The sequence below is a fragment of the Trichothermofontia sp. genome (assembly GCF_053493415.1).
In genome coordinates, this window is the sequence record NZ_JBRCAD010000236.1 from 1 (window position 1) to 21,236 (window position 21,236).

Consider the following 21,236-nt stretch of genomic DNA (forward strand, 5'->3'; position numbering starts at 1 on the left):
CGCCTAGAGACAGCCCCCAACCCTGCCGATACCGCGCTACCGGAAACACCCGCCCCCAGCCTGACGGGCATCGAGGCAGACTCGGAGGTGAGACCCACGGTGGTCCTGGAAGGGGACACCCCCACTCCCAGTACAATGGAATCCCCGGCCTCACCGTTAGACATCCCAGTCACTACTATTACGGAAATTGCGCCTACCCCTGAGAACCTACCGGCCACAGCGATCGAAGTGGAAGCATCCGTAGTGACCCCGGTTGAGTCAGAGGAAATGGTCGGCACAGAGGAGACTACGGTCGGCGCAGAGGTTACCGTCGGCACAGAGGTTACAGCCGAGCCAGAGATCACCGTCGAGCCAGAAGTCAAGCCAACACCCCCGACTCCTGCCACTGATGCCTTGCAAGTGCCCAAATCGGATCAGGAGTTTGTGGTGCCGACGCGGGAAGCAACCCCGACCCTCTGGTAGGTTCTCTCCGGCTAGCCACCGTCAGGCTAATGTAGCGAATCATAAATTCTGCAACGCTCGTAGTGACGACTTTAGTCGTCATGGGCTAGCGCCTTACACGGCAAGCAGTGCAAATTTTATGTTTACTGCACTCGGCACTGTCAGACTCGGCATTGTCAGACTCGGCACTGTCAGGCAGGGATCAAGGCATTCCCCATTGGTCTGAATGATCACAGACTGGGGATCGATACTGATCCCAAAAGTTGCAAAATGCAACAGTCTGCGGCTTCGCACACTGCGGGGGGGCGATCGCGGGTACGCTAGGAGAAAGCATCGACCCGGTTTGGCACCTATGGACGCAGCCCACGACCCCTTCCGGCGAGCCAATGATCTGTTCCGACGGGCGGATTACCTGCGCTGGCAACGACTCCAAAGTAAACAACATATCCTGCGCTTCCAGGTTGGCTTTGTTGATCCGAACCCCACCCGCCCCCAGCCCTGTCAGGGATGTGCCAACTATCATGGCGTTGCCTATGGGACATCGCGGGCCACGCGGCGTGTTTTGGTGTGTGCGATGCATCCTGAAGGGTGGTTAGATCCAGGGGGGTGTCCAGATTGGCGAAGCAGCCAGACGTAAGACGCTGGGTTGAGTGCCAGGGACATCGCTGAGCAGGGTGTCAGTTGGCTACAATCAAACCAATGACTTACCGTACCTGGTGGGCGATCGTGACAACTTCCGTGATTCAGACCCCTGAGCGAACGCTAGCGCTACCCGACCACACGCAACTGCCGGACTCGGACGGAACCTTTGTGAAAAACTTTCAGGAGCACCCCCAAAGTATTCTCCTTACCAGTTCCATCCTGCCGGTCCTCAATACGATCCATCCCGATCAGCAGTTTTGCATCGGCCAAGATTGCGGTATCTATTGGCGCTTAACTGATCCCCCCCAAAAAGGGGCCGAGTGTCCCGATTGGTTTTACGTGCCCAACGTTCCCCCCATGCTCAACGGCCAATTCCGCCGCTCCTACGTTCTCTGGCAGGAATATGTCGCCCCGCTCATTGCCCTGGAATTTGTATCGGGGGATGGGAGCGAAGAACGGGATACCACACCGCCCTCTGCGATTACTGGAACAGACCGCAAGCCGGGTAAGTTTTGGGTCTATGAGCAAGCGATTCGGATTCCCTACTACGGGATTTATGAAGTCACCAAGGCCAGCGTTGAACTTTATGAGTTAGTAGCGGGGCATTATCAGCGGGTTCCGGCCAACGATCGCGGCCATTACCCCATTCCGCCCATGCAAGTTGAGCTAGGGATTTGGCAAGGGGCCTACGGCGGCATCACGCTCCCCTGGCTACGCTGGTGGGATGAGGCGGGGAATTTACTCCTAGCCGGGGAAGAACGCGCCGAGCAAGAGCGCCAACGCGCCGAGCAGGAACGCCAACGGGCCGATCGCTTAGCAGCCTACATAAAACAGTTAGGAATCGACCCAGATACTTTGAGTTGATCTACATTAGAGTTAACGTCAACTAGAACTCTCGGCACGCTCGCCGGGTCCTGGTTATTGGCTTGAGCCTCCCATCTTCAAAGACGAAGGCACGCTCGTGGCATTCTTCACTCCCTTGCCTTAATGCGACGTAATACTGCGCGACCAGCATTGTGCTGTTAGGTCGGCTAAACAGTTTTGTTCTGTACTCATGCCCCTCGCGTGTCCGCTGACGCGGCCCACCCGCAGAAAACCTGTCCAGCACATCCAGATCACGCCCCGATGATAAGTCGGTCAGTGTGTAATACGTACAGCTCGTCCCGCAACTATGCACAGCGATAAAATACTTCCCGGCGAAGTTGATTTCAGGTGCCGCGACCAGTTTGCCGAAATGATCTCTCCACTCGTCGTCGCCAACATGGTGAATCCATTTCGGGGGACGAATTGCTCCGCGATAAGACGAGACTTCGTAATCTTCAAATCGGGGTAGTTCTTCCCCTTGGGCCACTGCATCACCGAATAAAATGGAGAGAATTAGGATAGCCCGTAACGCCGTTTTCATATCACTCATTCATTCAAATTGCCCATCTTAGCCGTCTAACTTGGGTTAGGCCGATGGTAGCTACCCCCCGTTTACTGAAGGGTGCCTACCGCAAATGGGATAACCGTCCCCGATGGATCTGAATCACGGGGCAATTGGATAGGCGCACCAATTGTTCATCATGGGTAGTCACGAGGATAGTCACCCCAAAAGAGTTGAGCTTGCGCAGGATTTTTAAGACTTGCAGGGAATTATCGGGGTCCAGGTTGCCCGTGGGTTCATCGGCCAGGAGTAAAGGCGGCGTGCCGACGATCGCCCGTGCTAGGCTCACCCGTTGCTGTTCTCCCCCCGACAACTGTTCCGGAAAACAGTCGGCCTTGTTGGCTAACCCCACCATGCGCAGGGTCGGTTCCAAGCGGCGATCGATATCTGAGCGGGAAAACCCCTGTGCCCAAAGGGCAAACGCCACATTTTCTGTCACTGTGCGCCGGGGGATGAGCTTGTAGTCCTGAAACACAATCCCCAAGCGTCGCCGAAACCGTGCCAAGCGATCGCCCCGCAGTTGGTTGACAGGCACCCCATCAATGAGAACCTCACCGTGGGTGGGCTGCTCTGCGCCATAGAGTAGCTTGAGGAACGTCGTCTTGCCGGAACCAGAGGGACCCGTAATAAACAGAAAACTGCCCCGTTTTACGGCCAGGTTGACCTGATTCAAGCCATAGCTGCCATTGCTATACACCTTCGTCACCCCTTTGAGTTGAATAATGGCCGAGGGCGGGGTGGGCGTTTCCGGCGTTGGCGTTGGCGTTTCGCTTGGATTGCTGGCGGCTGGCTGGGCGGCTGGCTGGGCGGCTGGCGAAGGCAGCGGGCGATCCGTGGCGGCAGGTGGCGCACTCAGCGGTTGCGTGGATGCAGTAACGGGAGGGGATTTCACAGACGCAGGTCTCATGGGCTAGTGGGTATTAAAGTTTAATGACTTTGTGGGGTAGGCATCCTGCCTGCCCTAGGGACTTAGAGTAATCAGCATCCTGCATTAACGCACCGATCGCTGAACGGCAAAAAAACTGCCCGTCAGGCCAATCACGCTGCCAAAACCGATCAAAATGAGGGGCAGCAGCACAAAATCGGGCAGGGTATGTAAACTCACCCGGCCTGTGCCATGACTAAAGAGGAAGCGAATAAAGTCGGGTTGCCCTGCCAGTAAATTGCCCAAGGTCTGCTGAAACGTCCCCAGCAGGACCCAGGCGATCACCGCCCCAGCCACCCCAAAGGCAATCCCCTGGAAGAGGAAGGGCAAATAAATCCAGGCACGGGTCGCCCCCACCAATTGCATAATTTCAATCTCGCGGTTACGGGCCAGGACAATCAGCCGAATCGTGGTCATAATCACCGCGATCGCGCTGCCCGTCAGCAGCATGGTAATGGTCAGACTCACCCAATTTAGGCCCTGGTTGAGTTCCCGAAGGCGCTGGAGGACTTCGGGCAAATATTGCACCGCTTCCACCCCTGGGAGGGCTTGGAGGCGATCGACCAACGGTGTGATCGCATCTGGATTTCGGGCCAAGACCTTCAGTTCATCGACCAGGGGATTCCCATTCAGTTGCGCGGTGGCACTCCGAATATCCGATAACCCTAGTTCGGTAACCAGGGTTTCCCAGGCTTGTTCCTTCGAGACAATTTCAATGTTGGCAACCTCTGGCATATCACGGACGATCGGCAAAATTTCATCCGCCAAGACGCCCGGTTCCAAAAATACCGATACTTCCAGTTGGTTTCCAAACTGGTTCACCAACCGCTCCAAGTGCCAGGAGGTTTGTAAGCCGCTGCCGAACAGAAACAGCAGAATGGTTACGGTACTGATCGCAGCCCAATTCATCCAGCCGCCCCGCCGTAACCCTAGCCAGGTCTCACGCAGCAGGTAATCCAGTCGGGTCAAGGCTTCTAACACGCTTCACCTCGTTAACTTCTCACACCGTGGGTTGAGCACCCCCTAACGGGCCAGGGGTAAGCACTGGGTGGCCCCCCAAACCTTAACCTAATTTAAGGGCTGTTATGAGACTCGTCCACCTCGATACCGTGCTGCCCGCTTCGTCCCTTCAGGACTGCTCATCGCTAGGATCTCCGCTGCTGCCCGCAGGCCCGATAGATAGGCCCCATGTGTAGTCCCAAAAAAGTCGGGATGGGTGGCTTCGCCAGCAAAAAATAACTGTTTCCCTAAGGGAGTAGCCAGGACCTGGCGCAGCTTGGGTGTGGACCCAACAGCCTGATAGGAATAAGCGCCCAGCGCCAACGGATCAGTGGCCCAACGGGTAATCTGGTAAGCAACGGGTTGAGGAATACCGGCCCCAAAAATGGTTTTCAGGGTATCCATCCCACTGGCGACTATTTGCTGATCGGACCATTGCTCCATCTCGCGGCCCTGCTCAGCCGCATTAAACCCCACCAGTATGGGCATACGAAGGGCAGGTTGGAGGCTTACCCAGCCGGTCCAGAGGCCATGTGTAGCCGGGATGTATTCCAACCAATCGACATCATCTGGCCAAAAAACGGATTCAAACCGTAAGTAGCACTTGTTCAAGACCCCCATCCCTAACTTGGCGATCGCCGCTTGTTTATCAGAGGGCAATGGTGGGGAAAACTGCACCCGTTGAGCCTTTAAGACACCTAGGGGTAAGGTGATAACCACATGGTCAGCGATAAACTCGGCTTGTGGGGTGATCACCGCCACGGGCGATTGCCCCCATCGGATCGCCTGCACGGGCTGTCCTAGTTTAATCCTCAGCCCACGGGCTAGAAAGTCTGTGAGGGTCCGGAAGCCATTTGGAAATAGGGCATCATCCCCCGCAAAGGCTGCGTCACTGTCATACCAGTGGGCGGAAAGGCTAGCCGCGCTGCCTGCATACTGATGCTCTAGTTCACTGCTGAGAATAAAATTAATCAGTCGGTATGCCAATGATGATGGCTCAAACTGCTGCATGAGGGGGGCGATCGCGTGTCGGATGGATATATCCTCATCCTGAGCCTGCGCTTGTTCTAAGGTGGCGTAGATCTGGGTACGCAAATGTTCCAGTAGATGAGCCTGTTCCCCAGTGAGGGGGGAGCCATCAGTATGGTAGATAATCGCGCTTTGGTAACGGGTGATGACCCGTTCAGCACCTATGTCGTCGGCTAACTGACTCAGGGGATTGCCGATCACGCCATGAACCCAGGTTGCGCCTAAATCCAGAGGCATATCAGACCATGCAGTGCTGGTCCAGATGCGCCCCCCTATCCGATCGCGCGCCTCAATGATCTGAACGTCGTACCCTTGCCTGTGCAACGCCCAAGCTGCCGCTAGACCTGCTAGACCTGCCCCGATTACCAGGATGCGTCTAGACGGTAGCCATACCTTTTTCCGAGCATATCCTCCGCCCGCGCATCCCACTAGCGCCGCTGACATAAATTTAAGCAAATTTCGCCTGCGCACCCTACCCCCTCAAATCAACATCAAATCAACAATTGAGTGTATTGAATTAAATAGTATTGAATACTGGGCGATTGCAGCCTGGGCGATCGAATACTGGGCAACTTTTTGGGGGAGTAATTGCTTGCGTGAGCGACTTTTGCGTAAGTAATTTTCTTGCGTGAGTAATTTTATTCAAGGCACAGTGATGGCTAACTGGAGATCAGGTCTCAAATTTAGACTGAAAATTTAGACTGAAAATTTAGACTGATCCAAAATTTAAACTGCCAGTAATGTGCGTTACTGGCAGTTTGCGTCTATTCTAACTCGTGCGAATCGGGGTATTTAGCGCGGTCCCATGCCCACGGTCCCGGCATACACGGCCTGTTCGCCTAACTCGGCTTCGATACGGAGCAGCCGGTTGTATTTGGCAACCCGCTCACTGCGGCAGAGGGACCCGGTTTTGATCTGACCGGCACGGGTGGCCACGGCAAGGTCGGCGATCGTGGTATCCTCCGTTTCCCCCGATCGATGGCTAATGACGGAACGGTAGCGGTTGCGCGTGGCCAGGTCGATCGCTTGCAGGGTTTCGGTCAGGGAGCCGATCTGATTGAGCTTAATCAAAATCGCGTTGGCGACCCCGAGATCAATCCCCTTTTGCAAGCGGCTCATATTGGTCACAAAGAGATCGTCACCCACTAGTTGCACGCGACTGCCCAACCGCTGGGTGAGTAATTGCCAATTCTCCCAGTCTTCTTCATGGAGACCGTCCTCGATCGAGACAATCGGGTAACTGCCCACCAATTTTTCCAAATAGTCGATAAACGTGGTGGGGGCATGGGCAGCACCGTCATAGACATACTGGCCGTCCTGGTAAAACTCACTGGCTGCCACATCCAGAGCCAAGGCCACCTGCTCACCCGGCTTATAGCCCGCCTGTTCGATCGCGGCAACCAGCAAATCCAGCGCCTCCTGGTTGGACCCCAGGTTGGGGGCAAATCCCCCCTCGTCACCCACACCAGAGAGGAGTCCCTTATCCTTCAGGACCTTGGACAGGGAGGCGAACACCTCAGCCCCCCAGCGCAGGGCTTCCTGAAAGGAGGGGGCACCGTGGGGAACGATCATAAATTCCTGAAAGTCCACGTTATTACTGGCATGGGCACCGCCGTTGATCACGTTCATTAACGGGACGGGGAGTAGGTTCGCGAGGGGTCCCCCCAGGTAGCGATAGAGGGGCAGGTTCAGGGCCGCCGCACTGGCCTTAGCCGTCGCCAGGGAAACCGCCAGAATGGCATTGGCCCCTAATTTGGTCTTGTTCGGAGTCCCATCCAGGTCCAACATGACGCGATCGACGAGTTCCTGGTTGACCGCATCCAGGTCCAGCAGGTTGGGGGTGATCATTTCCTCCACATTCTGAACAGCTTTCAGAACCCCTTTGCCACTGTAGCGAGCCGGGTCCCCATCCCGCAATTCATGGGCCTCGAAGCTACCTGTGGAGGCACCGCTAGGCACCTGAGCCAATCCATAGGCCCCATTGACCAGATAGACTTCCGCCTCAATGGTGGGGCGACCCCGCGAGTCGAGGATTTCGCGGGCACGAATTTCATCAATTTCGGTCTCTAACCGGTCAATCATGATGCTCCATCCTTCTAGAGTCGTCAGTAGCGTTCAGTTGCAGCGATCCACAGTGTGATCCGCACTCCGTTTTTTAACACCCTACGCTGATCCTGCCTAGTCGGTGGCTGCTTCACCGATATTTTTTTGGGATCTTTTGGGAGTGATCAACACCCTTGAATAGTGTGAGGTCAAACGCCGTGCAACCCAAGCTCCGTAGATCACAATTACAGGAGATCACACTTGAACGTGAATTCCTTTGAGTTTCACGCTTGCAAAGGGTAGATTTAGGATAAAGTTGCTCCTTGGCGGTAACCCCTGATGCTCGCGACTACTGCCCGCTATACGGTCACCTGGGAAAAGCTGCCCGATGAATATGTTTTGCCGGACGATCCCGTGGACAATATCAACCAACCCGCCCTGGCAGCGGCGTTAACTGAGAGTTTGCAACTGGCGGGTCGGCTCCCCGATACGGCCCTGACCCCCACCAACTACGGGATTTGCGCCACCCTCGACGGTCAGGTCGTGGTTAAGGCTCCCGACTGGGCCTTTATCCCCCAGATAACGGTCGATCGTGCCCAAGTCGAACGGAGTTATACCCCTCGGCTTCAGGGCGAACTACCGGTACTCGTCCTGGAGTTTTTATCGGCCACCGAGGGGGACGAGTATTCCGCCAAACAGACCTATCCCCCTGGCAAGTTCTTCTTTTATGAACAGATTTTGCAAGTCCCCAGCTATGGCATTTTCGAGCCAAGCAGTGGCAACCTAGAACTCTATCGGCTGGATCAGGCGGGCCAGTATCATCTCGTCGCAGCCGAGGCCCAGGGACGGTTTTGGCTACCTGAAATGGACTTATTTCTGGGCGTTTGGCAAGGGGTACGTGAGAATCGCGCTGGCTACTGGTTGCGCTGGTGGGATGCGGCGGGCAATTTACTGTTGTGGGGAACGGAGCAAGTCGCTCTGGAACGCCAACGCCTGGAGCAAGAACGCCAGCGGGCGGAACAGGAACGCCAACGGGCGGAACAGGAACGCCAACGGGCAGAACAGGAACACCAACGGGCGGAGCGCCTAGCGGCACAACTACGGGCAGCGGGTCTTGAACCAGAGTCATGAATAACCAACACGTTTTACTGACCGGTGGCACGGGGGGCCTAGGCTTGGGGGTTACCCCCGCCGTTTTGGACCGGGGGCCTGCCTCTGTGACGATTCCCTACCGTCATCACTATGGGGTGGAACGGTTGAAAGGGGTCTTATCGCCAGCCGCACGATCGCGAGTGCGCTTTGTTGACGTGGATTTAACCCAGGAAGCCGCGATCGCGGCCCTAGTGGATGAGATGGAGCGCGTAGACGTGCTAATTCACCTGGTGGGGGGCTTTTCCATGCAACCCGTGCATGAACTCAGCCTGGACGACTGGCAGCAGAGCTTTGATCTCAACCTGACGACCACGTTCCTAGTGTGCAAGCATTGTCTGCGGCGAATGCGGCAACAGGGCTATGGGCGTATTGTGACGATTAGCTCGCGGGGGGCGGTGCAACCCGGTGCCCAACAAGCTGCCTACAGTGCCGCTAAAGCAGGGGTTGTGGCCTTAACCCAGGTGATTGCCCAGGAGACGAAAGGGATGGATATCACGGCCAATGTGGTACTCCCAGGAACGATCGATACCCCAGGGAATCGCGAGGCAATGGGATCAGCCCATGCGGACCAGTGGGTGAAGCCGGAGTCCCTCGCCGAAACAATCTGCTTCCTGGCCTCGGAAGCGGCACGGGATCTGCGGGGAGCAATGATTTCTGTCTATGGCAATGGGTAAGGCAACACGCCAGGGCAGACCATGCCCTCCCTACCGATATACCCTATACGCTCAAATACGCTCAGCGTTTATTGCCAACCGTTACTGCGCGATCGCCAGTTTGTACTCAGCGGGCTGGATGTGGAACTTGACCACATTGGCGAGTTCTTGTAGCTGGCTGATGGCTTCTGCCCCCTCCAGCTTCATCAATTCGCGATCGTCGCGCATTTCCGTCCAGGTAATGCCGTAGTCGGACACGATAAACCGGATCAGGTGGCTATCACCCAAGCTGACCATGAATGACGCACTGTTGAGTTGTCCACCGCAGGTATAGCACGAGGCCACATACCCCTGGCGTTCCAGAACCGCTGCGAGGGCCTGGAGGCTCATCACTAAGTCTTGAACAAACCGACGGTGTTGCTCTGCAAGTCGAAGAAACACACCATAACCTCCAATCACCACACCTATTTTAAGCCTTTTTATACTTTTTTAAGATTTTCCTCAGGATTGTGCCTTCATCACAGCGACTACAGAGCTATGGACGACTCTGGGATTGAGACCATCACGGCTTTCCTGTTTCACAACCTCTCAAGCCTAGCGAATCCTTATCCGGCTAACAGTGTCTAACGCCACAATTGGGAGCTTGTCCACGAGCATGACTTGCCCCTAGGCACAGGATCTGCCATTTAATCTAGCTTGCCCAATTTCTGATGGCGATGATCATGTAATTTAATTTAAATAAGTTATCGAATCTATAAGGATAAGCGTTAGGTTGGGGAAGGCAGCCTGAGCCACGGTTTGCGCGAAAGCCCACTTGGCCTTGGGGAATCTAGCTGATTCGCCTTGATTTCTAGCCTGTCATGATGCGGGGATCACGCAACTGCCCACACCCTAGCCGTTAGCGATCGTCGCTACTCGGAACGATCGCCGCCATGCGACTTTAGCTCCGAACTCATGTCACTAAGCCTTAACAGCCCCGGCGCTAGTTGTCCGCGATCGCCGCAGGGGTAGGCAGCCAGACAGCCTGGGGTCCTAGTTGATTTCCCACCAGCCCAGGGCGGGGCCAATGAAGCGCACGGTGACCCAGACAGCCACCAGCAGACCAATACCAATCCAACTGCCTTGGGTGGTCCACTTCATGAATTGCTCGGCCTGACTCTTCTTAATCGGTAGCCACGGTAGGATATTCGCCTCGGTGCCGTACTTCTCACCCAGGGCTTCTTTGCGGCGTTTGGCTTCACCCATACTGTTTCTCAGCTTCTGCGTTTTCGTTTGATCCGGTCATTGATCTTAAGAATACCGCCTTGGCTACCCGCACGAGAAAGGAGACATCCGGGTAGCGGGGATAGCGGGCCGGAGTCTACCCGCAGTCGAGGACCAAGGGAGCGTGGGATAGCCGTCTCGGCTGTCTTGGTAGCAGGCTGGATACCGATCCCACCCCCTATTTCCCGCCCGCGTAGCGTCTGTGCCGGAGAAGCGGCTGATCCTTCGGCGTATTAGTCCGAGGGCCAGTGGGAGCGATCGCCGTCGGGCAAAAACAAATCGGGAGCCAGGTAATTAATCCGGGCAAAGGGGCTGAGGGCTGTTAACACCTGCTGGCCATAGGTACGGCGCACCACGCGACTGTCGAGCAGGGCAACGATCCCCTGGGAGGTGCGCATGGGGGTGATGGCCCATTGCAAATCAGCCAGGGCCGTGGGTAGTAGATACATCCGGAACCAGTCTTGCCGCTGGCGTTTGTAGTCGGCGACTCTGGCAGCAACGAGGGGATGTTCCAGGGAGGGGATGGGCAGGGTGGCGATCGCCATGAGTTGGGGGGCCGGGAGGACCCGCTGTTGCTGTCGCCAAAATTCCCAGCCCGTGACCAGGATGCCATTGCTCTCCAGGCAGGTTTTTTCGACTTGGACACGGGAGCCAAATTCAGCCGCCAGTTGGGAGCCGATCTGGGCCTTAAGGGGGAGATCGCCAATGAGGAGAACCGCGATCCCCTGGGTGGTGGCCTGGAGGGTGAGGAGTTTGCGTAGCTCGTGGAGCAGGGCCGGTTGAAATTCGCGGGTGTTGGGGGTGGGTAGGCCCTCTGGTAAGTAGAGATCAATTTGTTCGCGCTGGCGATCGGGGGAGAATTTGACCGTGGTCATTTCCGGTAAACCGAGCCGTTGGCAATAGGTGGCGGCTTCCGGTTCCAGGTCGATCGCGCCACTAATCAAAATCAGGGGTTGTTGCGGCCAGACGGGAGCGAGGGCCTCAGCGACCTGGATGGGGGCACAGTGGAGGGAGAATTGCCCTTGGGCACGGTGGATCGTCACCCAGGCCATTGTGTGGGGGTGTTGGAGTTGGTGCCAAAAGCGTTGCCATGCGGAGGGCAGGCTGGTTGTGACATGGACGAGATCGGGCAGGACGGGCAGGGGCGAGGGCAGGCTGTGATCAAGGGCGATCAGTTGGCGGTGATAGTCACTACCCACTTGTTGCAGATCCCAATAGAGATCTTGTAATAGCAACTGTTCTTCACCATCGAGCAAATAACACTCGTAGGGATTGGCGGGGTGTTGAAACAGGCGATGGGTTAACTGGGCCTGGGTATCTCGGATGCGATCGCCCGCTGCGGGATAGGCTAAGGTGAGCGATCGCCAATCGACCGGATCGAGATCCGCTTGCAATTGTTGCCGGGTCCAGGTTTCCAGATCATCAATGCCATCAATAATCGTCGGGATCTGGGGCGGAAAGGCGTCGGTATCAAACAGGCGATCGGCTAACCAAGCATCAGGGGTGGTAATCAGTAGCCCCTCAAAATTGGCTTGGGGCCAGCGATCGCCCTGCCAGATCGCCTTGGACAATCCTAACCAGGCTTGCAATCGGGGGATTTCCACTTGCAGCAAGCGCTGTTGGGTTTCCAGGGGGGTAACGAGGATGACCGGACCGGGCCAGATCAGGGCTGAGGCCAGGTAACTGATCCGGTAGTGGCCATGATCGCCAGCAGGTGCGCCTGCCTGTAGGAGTGCATTGCCCCCCAATCGCAACGCCCGTGCCACCAGCCGCGCCACCGTCAGATGGTGGGGCCATTGGGTGTCCCCCTGCGCCCGCAGGAACGCATGGAGTTGCTGGTGAACGTCGGCTTCAATCACAGAGAGGGTGGCCTGATGACCACAACGAGACCACAGGAGCGAACGGACGGAAACGAGATTGCCAAACAACCTCCTTCTTAACTCTAGCGGAATTACCCCAGCGGACACGGTGCAATTGCTCCCGATCGGGGATCAGCGGGCGATCGCGCCACGTTCGTAGTAACGACTTTAGTCGTTGCAGGCAAGCCGTTACAGGCTAAAGCCTGTACTACAAACAAGGTCACCTGCTCTATGCCGGAGCCTGGAAAAAGCTAGAACCCATGTAGGATGTGTTGATTCGGGTCCAACAGGTCAACCGCCTGCTCCCAGCCCTCGAAGCTTTGCTGGATGGCACCCTCGGCCACGATCGCAACAGACAGATGGAGCGGCCTGTCCCTCCCCCCCAAGCAGCCCGCAGCCAGCCGGTCCCGAATATGCCCAGCCCTGCGCGAAACCCATAACCACAGCTTGGACCCTATATGCTTAGACCCTATATGCTTGAACCCTAGTTGTGGGGAGGCGATCGTCTTGCTTAAATAGCCCGATCGGGTTATCCCGCTTCGCGGGTGCAACCAGTAGAATGACAGCAATTCCACGGAAATGCTTGCGAAATATTTCAGGAATTTTGCCGTTTTCGATGAAGATCAGAAAAGAAACTGAGACTTCTGATGAATTTGGTCATAAAGTAGCCATATTAGGCTCGATGAACCTTACGGAAATTTATGCGGGTCTTAACAAAGTCTCCAGCATAAAAGGTTAAGGAGATCTTAAATTTCTATCTGATCAATTCCGGTTGAATGCCACCGAATTAAGGAGTACCAAGAATGTCCAAGAAGGTTCTGATTATTCTGTCAGAATGGGGCTACTGGGGAGAAGAATTACTGGGTCCACTGGAAACCTTCGATGCAGCGGGTTATAAGGTTGAGTTTGCCACCCCCAAGGGCAAACAGCCCCATGCTTTACCCCCCAGCATGAATCCGAACTACATCGATCCGCCCCTGGGCCGATCGGTTACCAGTGAGGAAGTTGCCCGTAAGGTCCAGGAATTGGATAACTCTGATCGCCTCAAATACCCGATTAACCTCTCGGACTGGCTACCAGAACGTCCCTACTGGAGTTCCCCCCGCTTTATTCGGGAGATGGAGGAATACTACAAGAAACTGGATAAGGTCTACGAGGATCTGAAACAGTACGATGCCATGCTGATTGTTGGCGGCAGCGGCCCGATCGTGGACCTAGCCAATAACCAGCGCGTTCACGATCTGATCCTGGGTTTCCTGAAGCTAGATAAGCCGATCGGGGCCGAATGCTACGGCGTTGCCTGTCTAGCCTTTGCGCGGGAAATTGAAAACCGCAAGAGCATCATTTGGGGCAAACACGTCACTGGCCACTGCATCGAATACGACTACCACGACGGCACCGGCTTCCTGGGCACCGACTTCAACATGGGACCGCCGCCCTATCCCCTGGAATACATCCTGCGCGATGCCACCGGCCCCGACGGCGCGTACATCGGTAACTTCGGCAAAGAAACCTCCGTCATTGTCGATTACCCCTTCATCACCGGACGCTCCACCCCCGACTCCTACCTCACCGGCCAGAAAATGGTCGAAGTGATGGAAAAAGGTCTCACCCGCTACGGTTGGTAGTCCCCTTTGCGTTCCTTTGTGCCCTTCGTGTCTTTGTGGTTCAACCTAGGCCAGAGGCACCGAGGGCACAGAGATCAGGCTTGCCCAGCGGATGACACAGACAGTCGGCAGGAAATCACCAGGGAATGACAATGACGCAAAAAACGGGTCGCTTCGCCATTATTGAGCAATTGCTCGCCGATGGCATTCACTATATGTTTGGCAACCCCGGTACGGTCGAGCAGGGGTTCCTGGATGCGATCGCCAGCTACCCGGAGATGAAATACATCCTCACCCTCCAGGAAAGTGTGGCCGTGATGCTGGCCGATGGCTACGCCAGAGCCACCAAGAAACCGACGATCGTCCAACTGCACAGCACCCCCGGCGTGGGCAACGGTATTGGTGCCCTGTATCAAGCCAAACGGGGCCACGCGCCCCTGGTGGTAATTGGCGGCGATTCCGGGATCAAGTACATGGCGATGGATGCCCAAATGGCAGGCGATCTGGTGGCCTTTGCCGAACCCGTCACCAAATGGTCCACACTGGTCATGGACCCGTCCTCGGTGTTGCGAGTCCTACGACGGGCGATCAAAATTGCGGCCACCCCACCAATGGGTCCCGTCTATGTGTGCCTGCCCCAGGATATTCTCGATCAGCCGATCGTGGAACCGATCGTACCCACGTCTTTCCCCTCGACCCGTGTGGTTCCCGATGATGCCCTAGTGAAGGAAGCCGCCCAACTGCTGGCAGCGGGACAAACACCCATGATCTTCATTGGCGACGGCATTGCCTATTCGGGTGCCCAGGCGGAACTGACGCAGGTGGCCGAATTGCTGGGGGCTGAGGTGTGGGAATGCGACAACGGCGAAGTCAACATGAGCTATACCCATCCCCTCTACCAGGGAGCGACGGGCCACATGTTCGGCTTCCAAAGTTTGCCAATTTTGCAAAAGGGCGATGCCATCCTGGTGGCGGGAACCTATATCGTGCCGGAGGTCTTCCCGGAGTTGGGGACGGTCTTCTCACCGGGTGCCAAGGTGGTTCATGTCGATCTCAATGCCTACGAGATTGCCAAGAATCATCCCGTTGATCTGGGCCTGGTCAGTGATCCCAAGCTAACCCTGGCCAAACTGGCGACGGCATTGGAACAAATCCTGACCCCGGAGCAAAAACAGGCTGCCCAAGCCCGGCTCGAGACCCTGCGTCAACAGAAGGAAAGCAAACGAGCCGCTGCCCTAGAGGCCGATCGCGCCGTGCGGGATCAGGTGCCCCTCCAGTTCTCCCGGTTTATGGAGGAGCTAGTCCCCCATCTGCCCGCAGACGTGATTATCTTTGACGAAGCCCTGACCAGTTCCCCGGCCCTGGTGCGTCACCTCCCCCCCACCCAACCAGAGCATTATTTCCTGACCCGGGGCGGTTCGTTGGGGGTGGGTATTCCCGGCGCGATCGGGGCCAAGCTGGCAAACCCAGATAAAACCGTGATTGGGTTTACCGGCGACGGCGGCAGCATGTACACGATCCAAGCCCTGTGGACGGCAGCGCGTTACAACATCGATGTCAAATTCGTGATTTGTAATAACCACTCCTACAAGCTGCTGCAACTCAACATTGACCAGTACTGGAAGGAAAACCAGGTCCCAGCCCACGACTATCCCCTCAGCTTTGACCTGTCCTATCCCGACATTCAATTTGCCCAGCTTTCCCAGTCAATGGGAGTTCCAGCGGTGCGGGTTGAGAAACCAGAGGAAGTCGGCCCTGCGATCGCCCAAGCAATGGCCCATAGGGGACCATTCCTAATCGATGTCGTAATTGCTGGGGATGTCAAACCAGATCTAATTCGTCAGCAAGCAGGCTTATAAATTCCCTTGCCCCAAACTTTGTGCCCTTAAACTTTGTGCCCTTTGTGTCTTTGTGGTTTCACTCCCCCAAAAGCACTTCAGTGTACAAAAGAACACGGATCACTCACATTACCCTTTTCACCTTTTTTTTCACCCATTCTAAGGATATTGCCATGAGCACCCCTTTCACCCAAGACGAAATCAATACCTTTGTGGCTGAATGGTACAAATTGCTGGATGTTCATGCCCCCCTCGAATCCTATAAACCCTTAATTGCCGATAACTTTGTCCTCACAGTCCCCGAATTTACCGTTGAAGGTTGGGAAGGCTTTAAGGGCTGGTATGAGCGGGCGATCGGGCTTTTCTTCGATGAAGTCCATGAGGTCAAATCTGCCGAGATTGCGGCGACCGAAGGCGACATTACCCAAGTAAAAGTCGTGGTTCGTTGGGAAGCAAGCCGTTGGATTCCCCCGGCGGCAACGAGCGATCGCATCATTATGGATGCCTATCAAACCTGGCATTTAACGCGATCGGCTTCCGGTACACCTGTTTTTACCAAATACATTGTTGATAAGGCCGAATATGCTGAGGGATCAGCGACGCTTTAAACTAGGCACCCAAATCGACTAACTGGCCTATAGAGTCGCTGATGGGGTAGGGGTCTCACCTACCCCTGTTTGGGTGTAATGATGTTGATTAGTCACGCAAAGTACTCCCGACAACGTTACCGAGCAAGTTGCCAGATAACACTCCCAAAAATTCTGCCCATTGGTCACCTAATCGGGACTGACACCGAGGGATACCTGGTTAATGAATGCCATTGGTCGCGCATCCAGTCCCCCTGGTTAGAGTTAGTTGAGGCTTGGCGATCCGGCTGTCGGCAAATCTGGGGCGATTGCCTTCATAGCCTCTATCTGCGGGGATCTGTCCCACGGGGAGCCGCCCTACCCCACCTGTCTGACCTCGATGGGGTAATCGTTCTCCAGGATGAATGGGATGCCCCTGCGGCAACCAGCCAGACAGCCTTAGCTGACCTGCGACAATCCCTACTCCGCCAGTACCGATTTTGTCGCAATATTGAAGCCCTGGTTTTCAGCGATGACGAGATCCAGCGATCACCCACTTGGCAGGCTTTGCTGAAGGTGAGTGGCCTCTGTATTGAGGGTCAAAACCGGCAACCGGAATGGCCCCCGGTCAAGCCAGGACCAATTCTGGTCAGTCATGCCTTTGATCTAGCCGCAGACATTGCCGAGGTGCGATCGTACCTGCGGTCACTTCCTGCCCAGCATTGGGGGTTTACAGAACAGGTTAAAAACCGCTGTGCCTGGATTAACCGTCGCCTGGTGCGGGTGGGCTTTGAACTGATCATGACTGAGGAACAAGCCTATACCCGCGATCTTTATCCCTGTTACCAGCGCTTTGCCGCCCATTTTCCTCACCTGGAACGGCTAATGCGTAAGGCGTTAGAACTGGCGATCGCGCCCTCTAGTCATCGGTCAGGCTTGCTCCTCTTCCTGGAGCATCTGGGCACGCCCCTCATTGAACAGGTCCACCAAACCTTTGCCCCGGAAATCGCATCCCTAGGGCAGCACTTCCTGGACGACCTGTAGAAGACCCTCTGTTAGCAGGCGGCTTAGTAGGGGAACGACATCGGCTGCAAAGTCTAAGTCCGGTGCCCAGTCCGCCAGATCGGCCAGGGTAAAGCGATCGCGCTCGGCCAGATTTTCAGCCAGGACGGCAGGAATGCCCTTGAGATCCACCTGTTTAGACCCCACCTGGATTTGGTAGTGTTCGGGTCCAAGGGACCGGATCTGTCGTAGGTGAAGGGGAGACCAGGCAAACTCGGTCAAAAAATCCTGCGGGAAAAGATCCACTCCCATTTGGGCTGGTAGTTGGGCTGGTAGTACGATCGGTAGGGGAGGCTGGTGGCAATAGACAACCTCATCGAGGTAACGCGGTTGCCAGTCGGGGTGCTGGAGGGCCGTGCTTAGTTTTTGTTGCAACTTGGCAAGATGGGCTGTCAGGGCTTGGGTTTGGCCATCCACGATCGCCGGAAAGCTCTGTCGCCAGTCCGGATCTGCCTGTAGTTCATACAAGAGCCAGTCTAGCCAGTCCATGCCCGTGAGGCAGTCAATGCCGACCGTTAAGTGCAACGAGGGGCGATCGCAGGCAACGGCATAGTGCCAATGCCCACGGGGAATATAGAGTACATCCCCAGCTTGGAGCACACAGTGGAGGTAGGGCGGCTCCTCTGGCGGCAATTGTTCCGAGGCAGGCATAGCATCAGTGGGATAGGGTACCGTGGCGTGATAGACAAACCATTCCTTGGCACCATCAATTTGCAGAATCAGCACATCATGGGTGTCGTAGTGACAGTCAAACCCCTGCTGTTGGGCTGGAGAGCAGTAGAGGTTGACGTGGGCGCGATAGCCAATATCTTGGCGTAGATTGGCCGTCAACACCGCTAGGGCCGGGAGCCGATGGTGGAGGCCGTTGACGATCAAGGTTGCCCCCTGGCTCAGGCGATCGCGCCAAATTTGACGATCGTCCGTGTCGGGGAGGGATTTGCCATCAATAGAGAAGCGCAGGTCCGGATGGGCTAGCTGATGATAATTCAGGAGATCATTCAGATCTTGCCACGAGAATAGGGTCCCAAATTTAGCCGGCCCCCCCGTAATGTGGATGGCCTTTTGGGTCCAGTATTCGGTTAAAAACGCCTCAATGCTCAAGGGAGCCAAGAGGGTGGGCAGAATTTTCATCGCAAACGATTCAGGTGACCAGGTAAGACAAGCTAACCAGCGATCCGGCCTGAAGGCAAAGGAACTAACGACGGGGCCGCCGCCACCAGATTCCTGGCTGCTGTTGCCCCGGTTACCGCCCCCAGAAGGGATTCCCTGGGTTAATACCCCCTGGATGATTCCCTCAATTAATGTTAATCCCAGATGTCTTGATGTTGATGCCGCGCGAACTGCTGCGAGAGCCACGATAACTGCCGTGATCGCTGTTATTGCTGTTGCTGTTGCTATTGCTGTTGCTATTGCTGTTGCTGTTGCTACTACGATTTCTATTGCTCTTGCTATCGTTACCGTTGTTGTTGCGATTGCTACTACGGCTGCCAGAGTCGTAGTCATATTGGCGGGCCATGAGTAGGGGATCAACAGCCCCCCGATCGCGATCGATCACATCAATTTCAATCGTTGCAGTCCTTACGGACGTAGCTGCCCCACTGGGGGCAGCCGCGATCGTAGCCGCACTGACAAAGGGCAGTAGCAAACTGGCCTGCACACTGAGTAAAAGTCGAAAAAGCAGTTGCGGAGTCATGATTGAATTTCACCTTATAATACAGGGCACCTTGAAAAATACCGATTCTACGTTCCCAAGCAACGTTATCCCGTCGGTTGGAGCAGTTGAACTGCCCTCATCCCAAATTCATCAAGGTGCCCTACAACAATACACACCATTGTCGTTTCTTCAGCACGAGCAATACCCCAGACTGAAGCCACTTGCCCCCTCAGACGATCATGTCTAATGAAAAGTTCCCCAGCGATTTTAGCCGGAGGAAGGTATGAAGGGAAGCAAGGGATTTAGGCAAATTAGCCTAATCTTCATCTGTTAAGTGCTGCATCAGATCTTCTAGGGTGCCTGTAAAGACTTCACCTAACTGGTAGTTGTGTTCTGCCTCGTTGGCTCGTGCTAGGATGTGGTCTCGACGCAGTTCACGGAGACGATGTTGTAAGGTTTCTGCGATGAGGGCTTGATCATCTAAATCGAGCGTTGCTAAAGTTTTCAGAAGTTCATTTACTTGCGATGACGAGTTCATGACTCTTCCATGCTACGCTTTAGTTTCAGAATAGCAAATTAATCTAATTTTTGCTGGAAGCTTGCGTATACCTAGCCTCGATATCAATAGATAGATATAAAAAACGATCGCACCGGAGTGAAGGCGCGATCGTTGGATTTACTAAAAAGGAAAATACTTATCCTAATTAATAAGCTTCTAACATGAGGGCACGAAAGCCTGCTTGAATAAAATGACGATCGCTAGTTACCGCATCTGTTAAGTTATGGGTAGACATTACGACGAAGGATGTGCAGTCAGTTAAGCCCCAACTTTTATCAGGGCGAGACTGGTAAAGGTTTAAAGCCTGATCAAGTAAATTAGTATCAATGGTGACTACTCTAATATTTTGTGTTTGATAGCATTTTTGGATAAATTTAACTGCGGCGTTCCGATTGGAAGCACTTAGGGCATTACCAACTTCGATTAAGATTGCTTCAGTCAGCCAAACCTCGGAGGCTGCACGAACACGAGGGAGTAAAGTCTTTGCCTGAGGGTGGTAGCTATCACGGGAGTTGAGCAAAGCCTGGATGAAAGCAGTATCAAGGAATAGACGATCGTGGCTCATTCATCAGTCTCCTGATATTTAGGTGTGCCGTATAGATAATGATCATGTTCGGCTGACCAATCACTAGGAGCTTCCAGCGTTCCGGTAAGGGACTCCAGCACATCCCAGGCATCAACTGGGGGCTGTTGATGGTGTTGTCGTAGGTTGATGGCAAATGTTAAAACCTGTTGTTGCAGGTCAGTGGGTAATGCATTGATCTCATCAAGGATTTTGGTGACGATGGGGCTGTTCATGATCATGCGGCCTTTGAGAATACTAGACTCTAACTTAATGATACCCCTAGATAAAAACGATCGCACCGGAGTGAAGGCGCGATCGCTCAAGAAAACTCACCAAGAATGAAATCTAAATAGGATTGTGACCAGTATCCCCTAGTTTGCGTTTGAGGATTTCTGCCATCATTTGCTGATCTTCCTCAGTTTCTGGGTAGGGATAGATGGGACTATTGGGATTGGCTCGGCGAATTAAAGCTGCGATCGCATCATCGTCTTCACGATTTTTTAGGATATAGGCTCGGGTGCATCCCACTTTCGTAACCCTCACTCTAAATCCCTCTCTCAGAGGGGGAGAGGGACTTTGAATCTCGCTCCCCTTCGCCCATTTTGGGAGAAGGGGTTGGGGGATGAGGGCAAATTTGCAAATCTGGGATGCTCCCTATAGGCTCTCAACTCTTGGCGCGACATCTGTTCAAAGTTGTTTTTTTCATCTCAATTGGATTCCTCAAAAAGAGAGGGGAAATCACGACGGCCACTCAAAACCCTCAAGATTTCAATGCCATCGTCCAAGATTCGGTAAAAAATGATGTAACCTTCCAGAGCAGAAGTGTTGAATCCAGATATAAAACTTTACACTTGAGGGTGCGAGAGTCATACAAGCGTTTCTGGAAGCAAATCGTAGCTCCAATGGACGAGCGAACAGCGACGGCTGAGTTCTAGTTGCAAATAGCGAAACTT

24 protein-coding genes are annotated in these 21,236 nt (G+C 54.7%); 10 read left to right on the forward strand and 14 right to left on the reverse strand.

Annotated elements, in window-relative coordinates; all coding sequences use genetic code 11:
• The 3 genes from ACWIUF_RS20585 to ACWIUF_RS20595 all read left to right on the forward strand — a co-directional run.
• Positions 1 to 462 (forward strand): hypothetical protein (locus ACWIUF_RS20585; protein ID WP_448574415.1); only part of this gene is annotated, 462 nt, incomplete at its 5' end.
• 331 nt (positions 463 to 793) lie between these two features.
• Positions 794 to 1,078, forward strand: coding sequence for a hypothetical protein (locus ACWIUF_RS20590; protein ID WP_448574416.1), 285 nt, complete (start codon positions 794 to 796; stop codon positions 1,076 to 1,078).
• A gap of 62 nt (positions 1,079 to 1,140) precedes the next feature.
• Complete coding sequence (locus ACWIUF_RS20595) at positions 1,141 to 1,947, forward strand: Uma2 family endonuclease (protein ID WP_448574417.1); 807 nt, start codon at positions 1,141 to 1,143, stop codon at positions 1,945 to 1,947.
• Positions 1,948 to 2,573: 626 nt separating this feature from the next.
• Here the strand turns inward: ACWIUF_RS20595 and ftsE are convergent.
• From ftsE to eno, 4 genes are all read right to left on the reverse strand, one after another.
• The gene (ftsE, locus tag ACWIUF_RS20600; protein WP_448574418.1) at positions 2,574 to 3,416 is read right to left on the reverse strand and encodes a cell division ATP-binding protein FtsE; all 843 of its coding nucleotides are present in this window, start codon (positions 3,414 to 3,416) and stop codon (positions 2,574 to 2,576) included.
• A gap of 84 nt (positions 3,417 to 3,500) precedes the next feature.
• Positions 3,501 to 4,415 carry a cell division protein FtsX gene (locus ACWIUF_RS20605; RefSeq protein WP_448574419.1) on the reverse strand — a complete coding sequence of 305 codons (915 nt, stop codon included), beginning with the start codon at positions 4,413 to 4,415 and terminating at the stop codon, positions 3,501 to 3,503.
• Positions 4,416 to 4,517: 102 nt separating this feature from the next.
• Positions 4,518 to 5,906 (reverse strand): flavin monoamine oxidase family protein, encoded by a 1,389-nt coding sequence (locus ACWIUF_RS20610; protein ID WP_448574420.1) that lies wholly within the window; start codon positions 5,904 to 5,906, stop codon positions 4,518 to 4,520.
• Between the two features lie 348 nt (positions 5,907 to 6,254).
• The gene (gene eno, locus ACWIUF_RS20615) at positions 6,255 to 7,544 is read right to left on the reverse strand and encodes a phosphopyruvate hydratase (protein ID WP_448574421.1); all 1,290 of its coding nucleotides are present in this window, start codon (positions 7,542 to 7,544) and stop codon (positions 6,255 to 6,257) included.
• A gap of 300 nt (positions 7,545 to 7,844) precedes the next feature.
• On the opposite strand from eno, the gene ACWIUF_RS20620 reads away from it, so the two are divergent.
• Both ACWIUF_RS20620 and fabG read left to right on the forward strand, forming a co-directional pair.
• The gene (locus tag ACWIUF_RS20620; RefSeq protein ID WP_448574422.1) at positions 7,845 to 8,636 is read left to right on the forward strand and encodes a Uma2 family endonuclease; all 792 of its coding nucleotides are present in this window, start codon (positions 7,845 to 7,847) and stop codon (positions 8,634 to 8,636) included.
• Positions 8,633 to 9,331: a 3-oxoacyl-ACP reductase FabG gene (fabG, locus tag ACWIUF_RS20625; protein ID WP_448574423.1), complete on the forward strand. Its 699-nt coding sequence runs from the start codon at positions 8,633 to 8,635 to the stop codon at positions 9,329 to 9,331. The genes ACWIUF_RS20620 and fabG overlap by 4 nt, the downstream gene beginning before the upstream one ends.
• Before the next feature lie 81 nt (positions 9,332 to 9,412).
• On the opposite strand, the gene ACWIUF_RS20630 is transcribed toward fabG, so the two are convergent.
• From ACWIUF_RS20630 to ACWIUF_RS20640, 3 genes are all read right to left on the reverse strand, one after another.
• The gene (locus ACWIUF_RS20630; protein WP_448574424.1) at positions 9,413 to 9,751 is read right to left on the reverse strand and encodes a DUF1815 family protein; all 339 of its coding nucleotides are present in this window, start codon (positions 9,749 to 9,751) and stop codon (positions 9,413 to 9,415) included.
• A 591-nt stretch (positions 9,752 to 10,342) separates the two neighbouring features.
• A complete protein-coding gene (locus ACWIUF_RS20635; protein ID WP_448562056.1) occupies positions 10,343 to 10,555 on the reverse strand; it encodes a DUF2839 domain-containing protein in 213 nt (70 codons plus the stop codon).
• Positions 10,556 to 10,806: 251 nt separating this feature from the next.
• The gene (locus tag ACWIUF_RS20640) at positions 10,807 to 12,501 is read right to left on the reverse strand and encodes an ATP-dependent DNA helicase (protein ID WP_448574425.1); all 1,695 of its coding nucleotides are present in this window, start codon (positions 12,499 to 12,501) and stop codon (positions 10,807 to 10,809) included.
• Between the two features lie 200 nt (positions 12,502 to 12,701).
• Here ACWIUF_RS20640 and ACWIUF_RS20645 point away from each other — a divergent pair, with 200 nt between their 5' ends.
• The 5 genes from ACWIUF_RS20645 to ACWIUF_RS20665 all read left to right on the forward strand — a co-directional run bounded on the left by ACWIUF_RS20645 (position 12,702) and on the right by ACWIUF_RS20665 (position 17,487).
• Positions 12,702 to 12,872: a hypothetical protein gene (locus tag ACWIUF_RS20645; protein ID WP_448574426.1), complete on the forward strand. Its 171-nt coding sequence runs from the start codon at positions 12,702 to 12,704 to the stop codon at positions 12,870 to 12,872.
• A 363-nt stretch (positions 12,873 to 13,235) separates the two neighbouring features.
• Positions 13,236 to 14,060 carry a type 1 glutamine amidotransferase domain-containing protein gene (locus ACWIUF_RS20650; protein ID WP_448574427.1) on the forward strand — a complete coding sequence of 275 codons (825 nt, stop codon included), beginning with the start codon at positions 13,236 to 13,238 and terminating at the stop codon, positions 14,058 to 14,060.
• A 131-nt stretch (positions 14,061 to 14,191) separates the two neighbouring features.
• The gene (locus ACWIUF_RS20655; protein WP_448574428.1) at positions 14,192 to 15,898 is read left to right on the forward strand and encodes a thiamine pyrophosphate-binding protein; all 1,707 of its coding nucleotides are present in this window, start codon (positions 14,192 to 14,194) and stop codon (positions 15,896 to 15,898) included.
• A 152-nt stretch (positions 15,899 to 16,050) separates the two neighbouring features.
• Entirely contained in the window at positions 16,051 to 16,485 is a 435-nt protein-coding gene (locus tag ACWIUF_RS20660) for a nuclear transport factor 2 family protein (RefSeq protein WP_448574429.1), read from the forward strand.
• A 78-nt stretch (positions 16,486 to 16,563) separates the two neighbouring features.
• Positions 16,564 to 17,487 carry a hypothetical protein gene (locus ACWIUF_RS20665; RefSeq protein ID WP_448574430.1) on the forward strand — a complete coding sequence of 308 codons (924 nt, stop codon included), beginning with the start codon at positions 16,564 to 16,566 and terminating at the stop codon, positions 17,485 to 17,487.
• Here ACWIUF_RS20665 and ACWIUF_RS20670 read toward each other — a convergent pair.
• From ACWIUF_RS20670 to ACWIUF_RS20700, 7 genes are all read right to left on the reverse strand, one after another.
• Positions 17,458 to 18,636 carry a cupin domain-containing protein gene (locus tag ACWIUF_RS20670; protein ID WP_448574431.1) on the reverse strand — a complete coding sequence of 393 codons (1,179 nt, stop codon included), beginning with the start codon at positions 18,634 to 18,636 and terminating at the stop codon, positions 17,458 to 17,460. The genes ACWIUF_RS20665 and ACWIUF_RS20670 overlap by 30 nt on opposite strands.
• Positions 18,637 to 18,799: 163 nt before the next feature.
• A complete protein-coding gene (locus tag ACWIUF_RS20675) occupies positions 18,800 to 19,198 on the reverse strand; it encodes a hypothetical protein (protein WP_448574432.1) in 399 nt (132 codons plus the stop codon).
• A gap of 277 nt (positions 19,199 to 19,475) precedes the next feature.
• Positions 19,476 to 19,697, reverse strand: coding sequence for a hypothetical protein (locus tag ACWIUF_RS20680; protein WP_448574433.1), 222 nt, complete (start codon positions 19,695 to 19,697; stop codon positions 19,476 to 19,478).
• Between the two features lie 166 nt (positions 19,698 to 19,863).
• The gene (locus ACWIUF_RS20685; protein WP_448574434.1) at positions 19,864 to 20,283 is read right to left on the reverse strand and encodes a type II toxin-antitoxin system VapC family toxin; all 420 of its coding nucleotides are present in this window, start codon (positions 20,281 to 20,283) and stop codon (positions 19,864 to 19,866) included.
• On the reverse strand, positions 20,280 to 20,516 hold the full coding sequence (locus ACWIUF_RS20690; protein WP_448574435.1) for a hypothetical protein: 237 nt from the start codon (positions 20,514 to 20,516) through the stop codon (positions 20,280 to 20,282). The genes ACWIUF_RS20685 and ACWIUF_RS20690 overlap by 4 nt, the downstream gene beginning before the upstream one ends.
• A 112-nt stretch (positions 20,517 to 20,628) precedes the next feature.
• Complete coding sequence (locus tag ACWIUF_RS20695) at positions 20,629 to 20,811, reverse strand: DUF6887 family protein (protein WP_448574436.1); 183 nt, start codon at positions 20,809 to 20,811, stop codon at positions 20,629 to 20,631.
• Positions 20,812 to 20,990: 179 nt separating this feature from the next.
• Positions 20,991 to 21,122: a type II toxin-antitoxin system RelE/ParE family toxin gene (locus ACWIUF_RS20700; RefSeq protein ID WP_448574438.1), complete on the reverse strand. Its 132-nt coding sequence runs from the start codon at positions 21,120 to 21,122 to the stop codon at positions 20,991 to 20,993.
• Positions 21,123 to 21,236 lie beyond the last annotated feature (114 nt).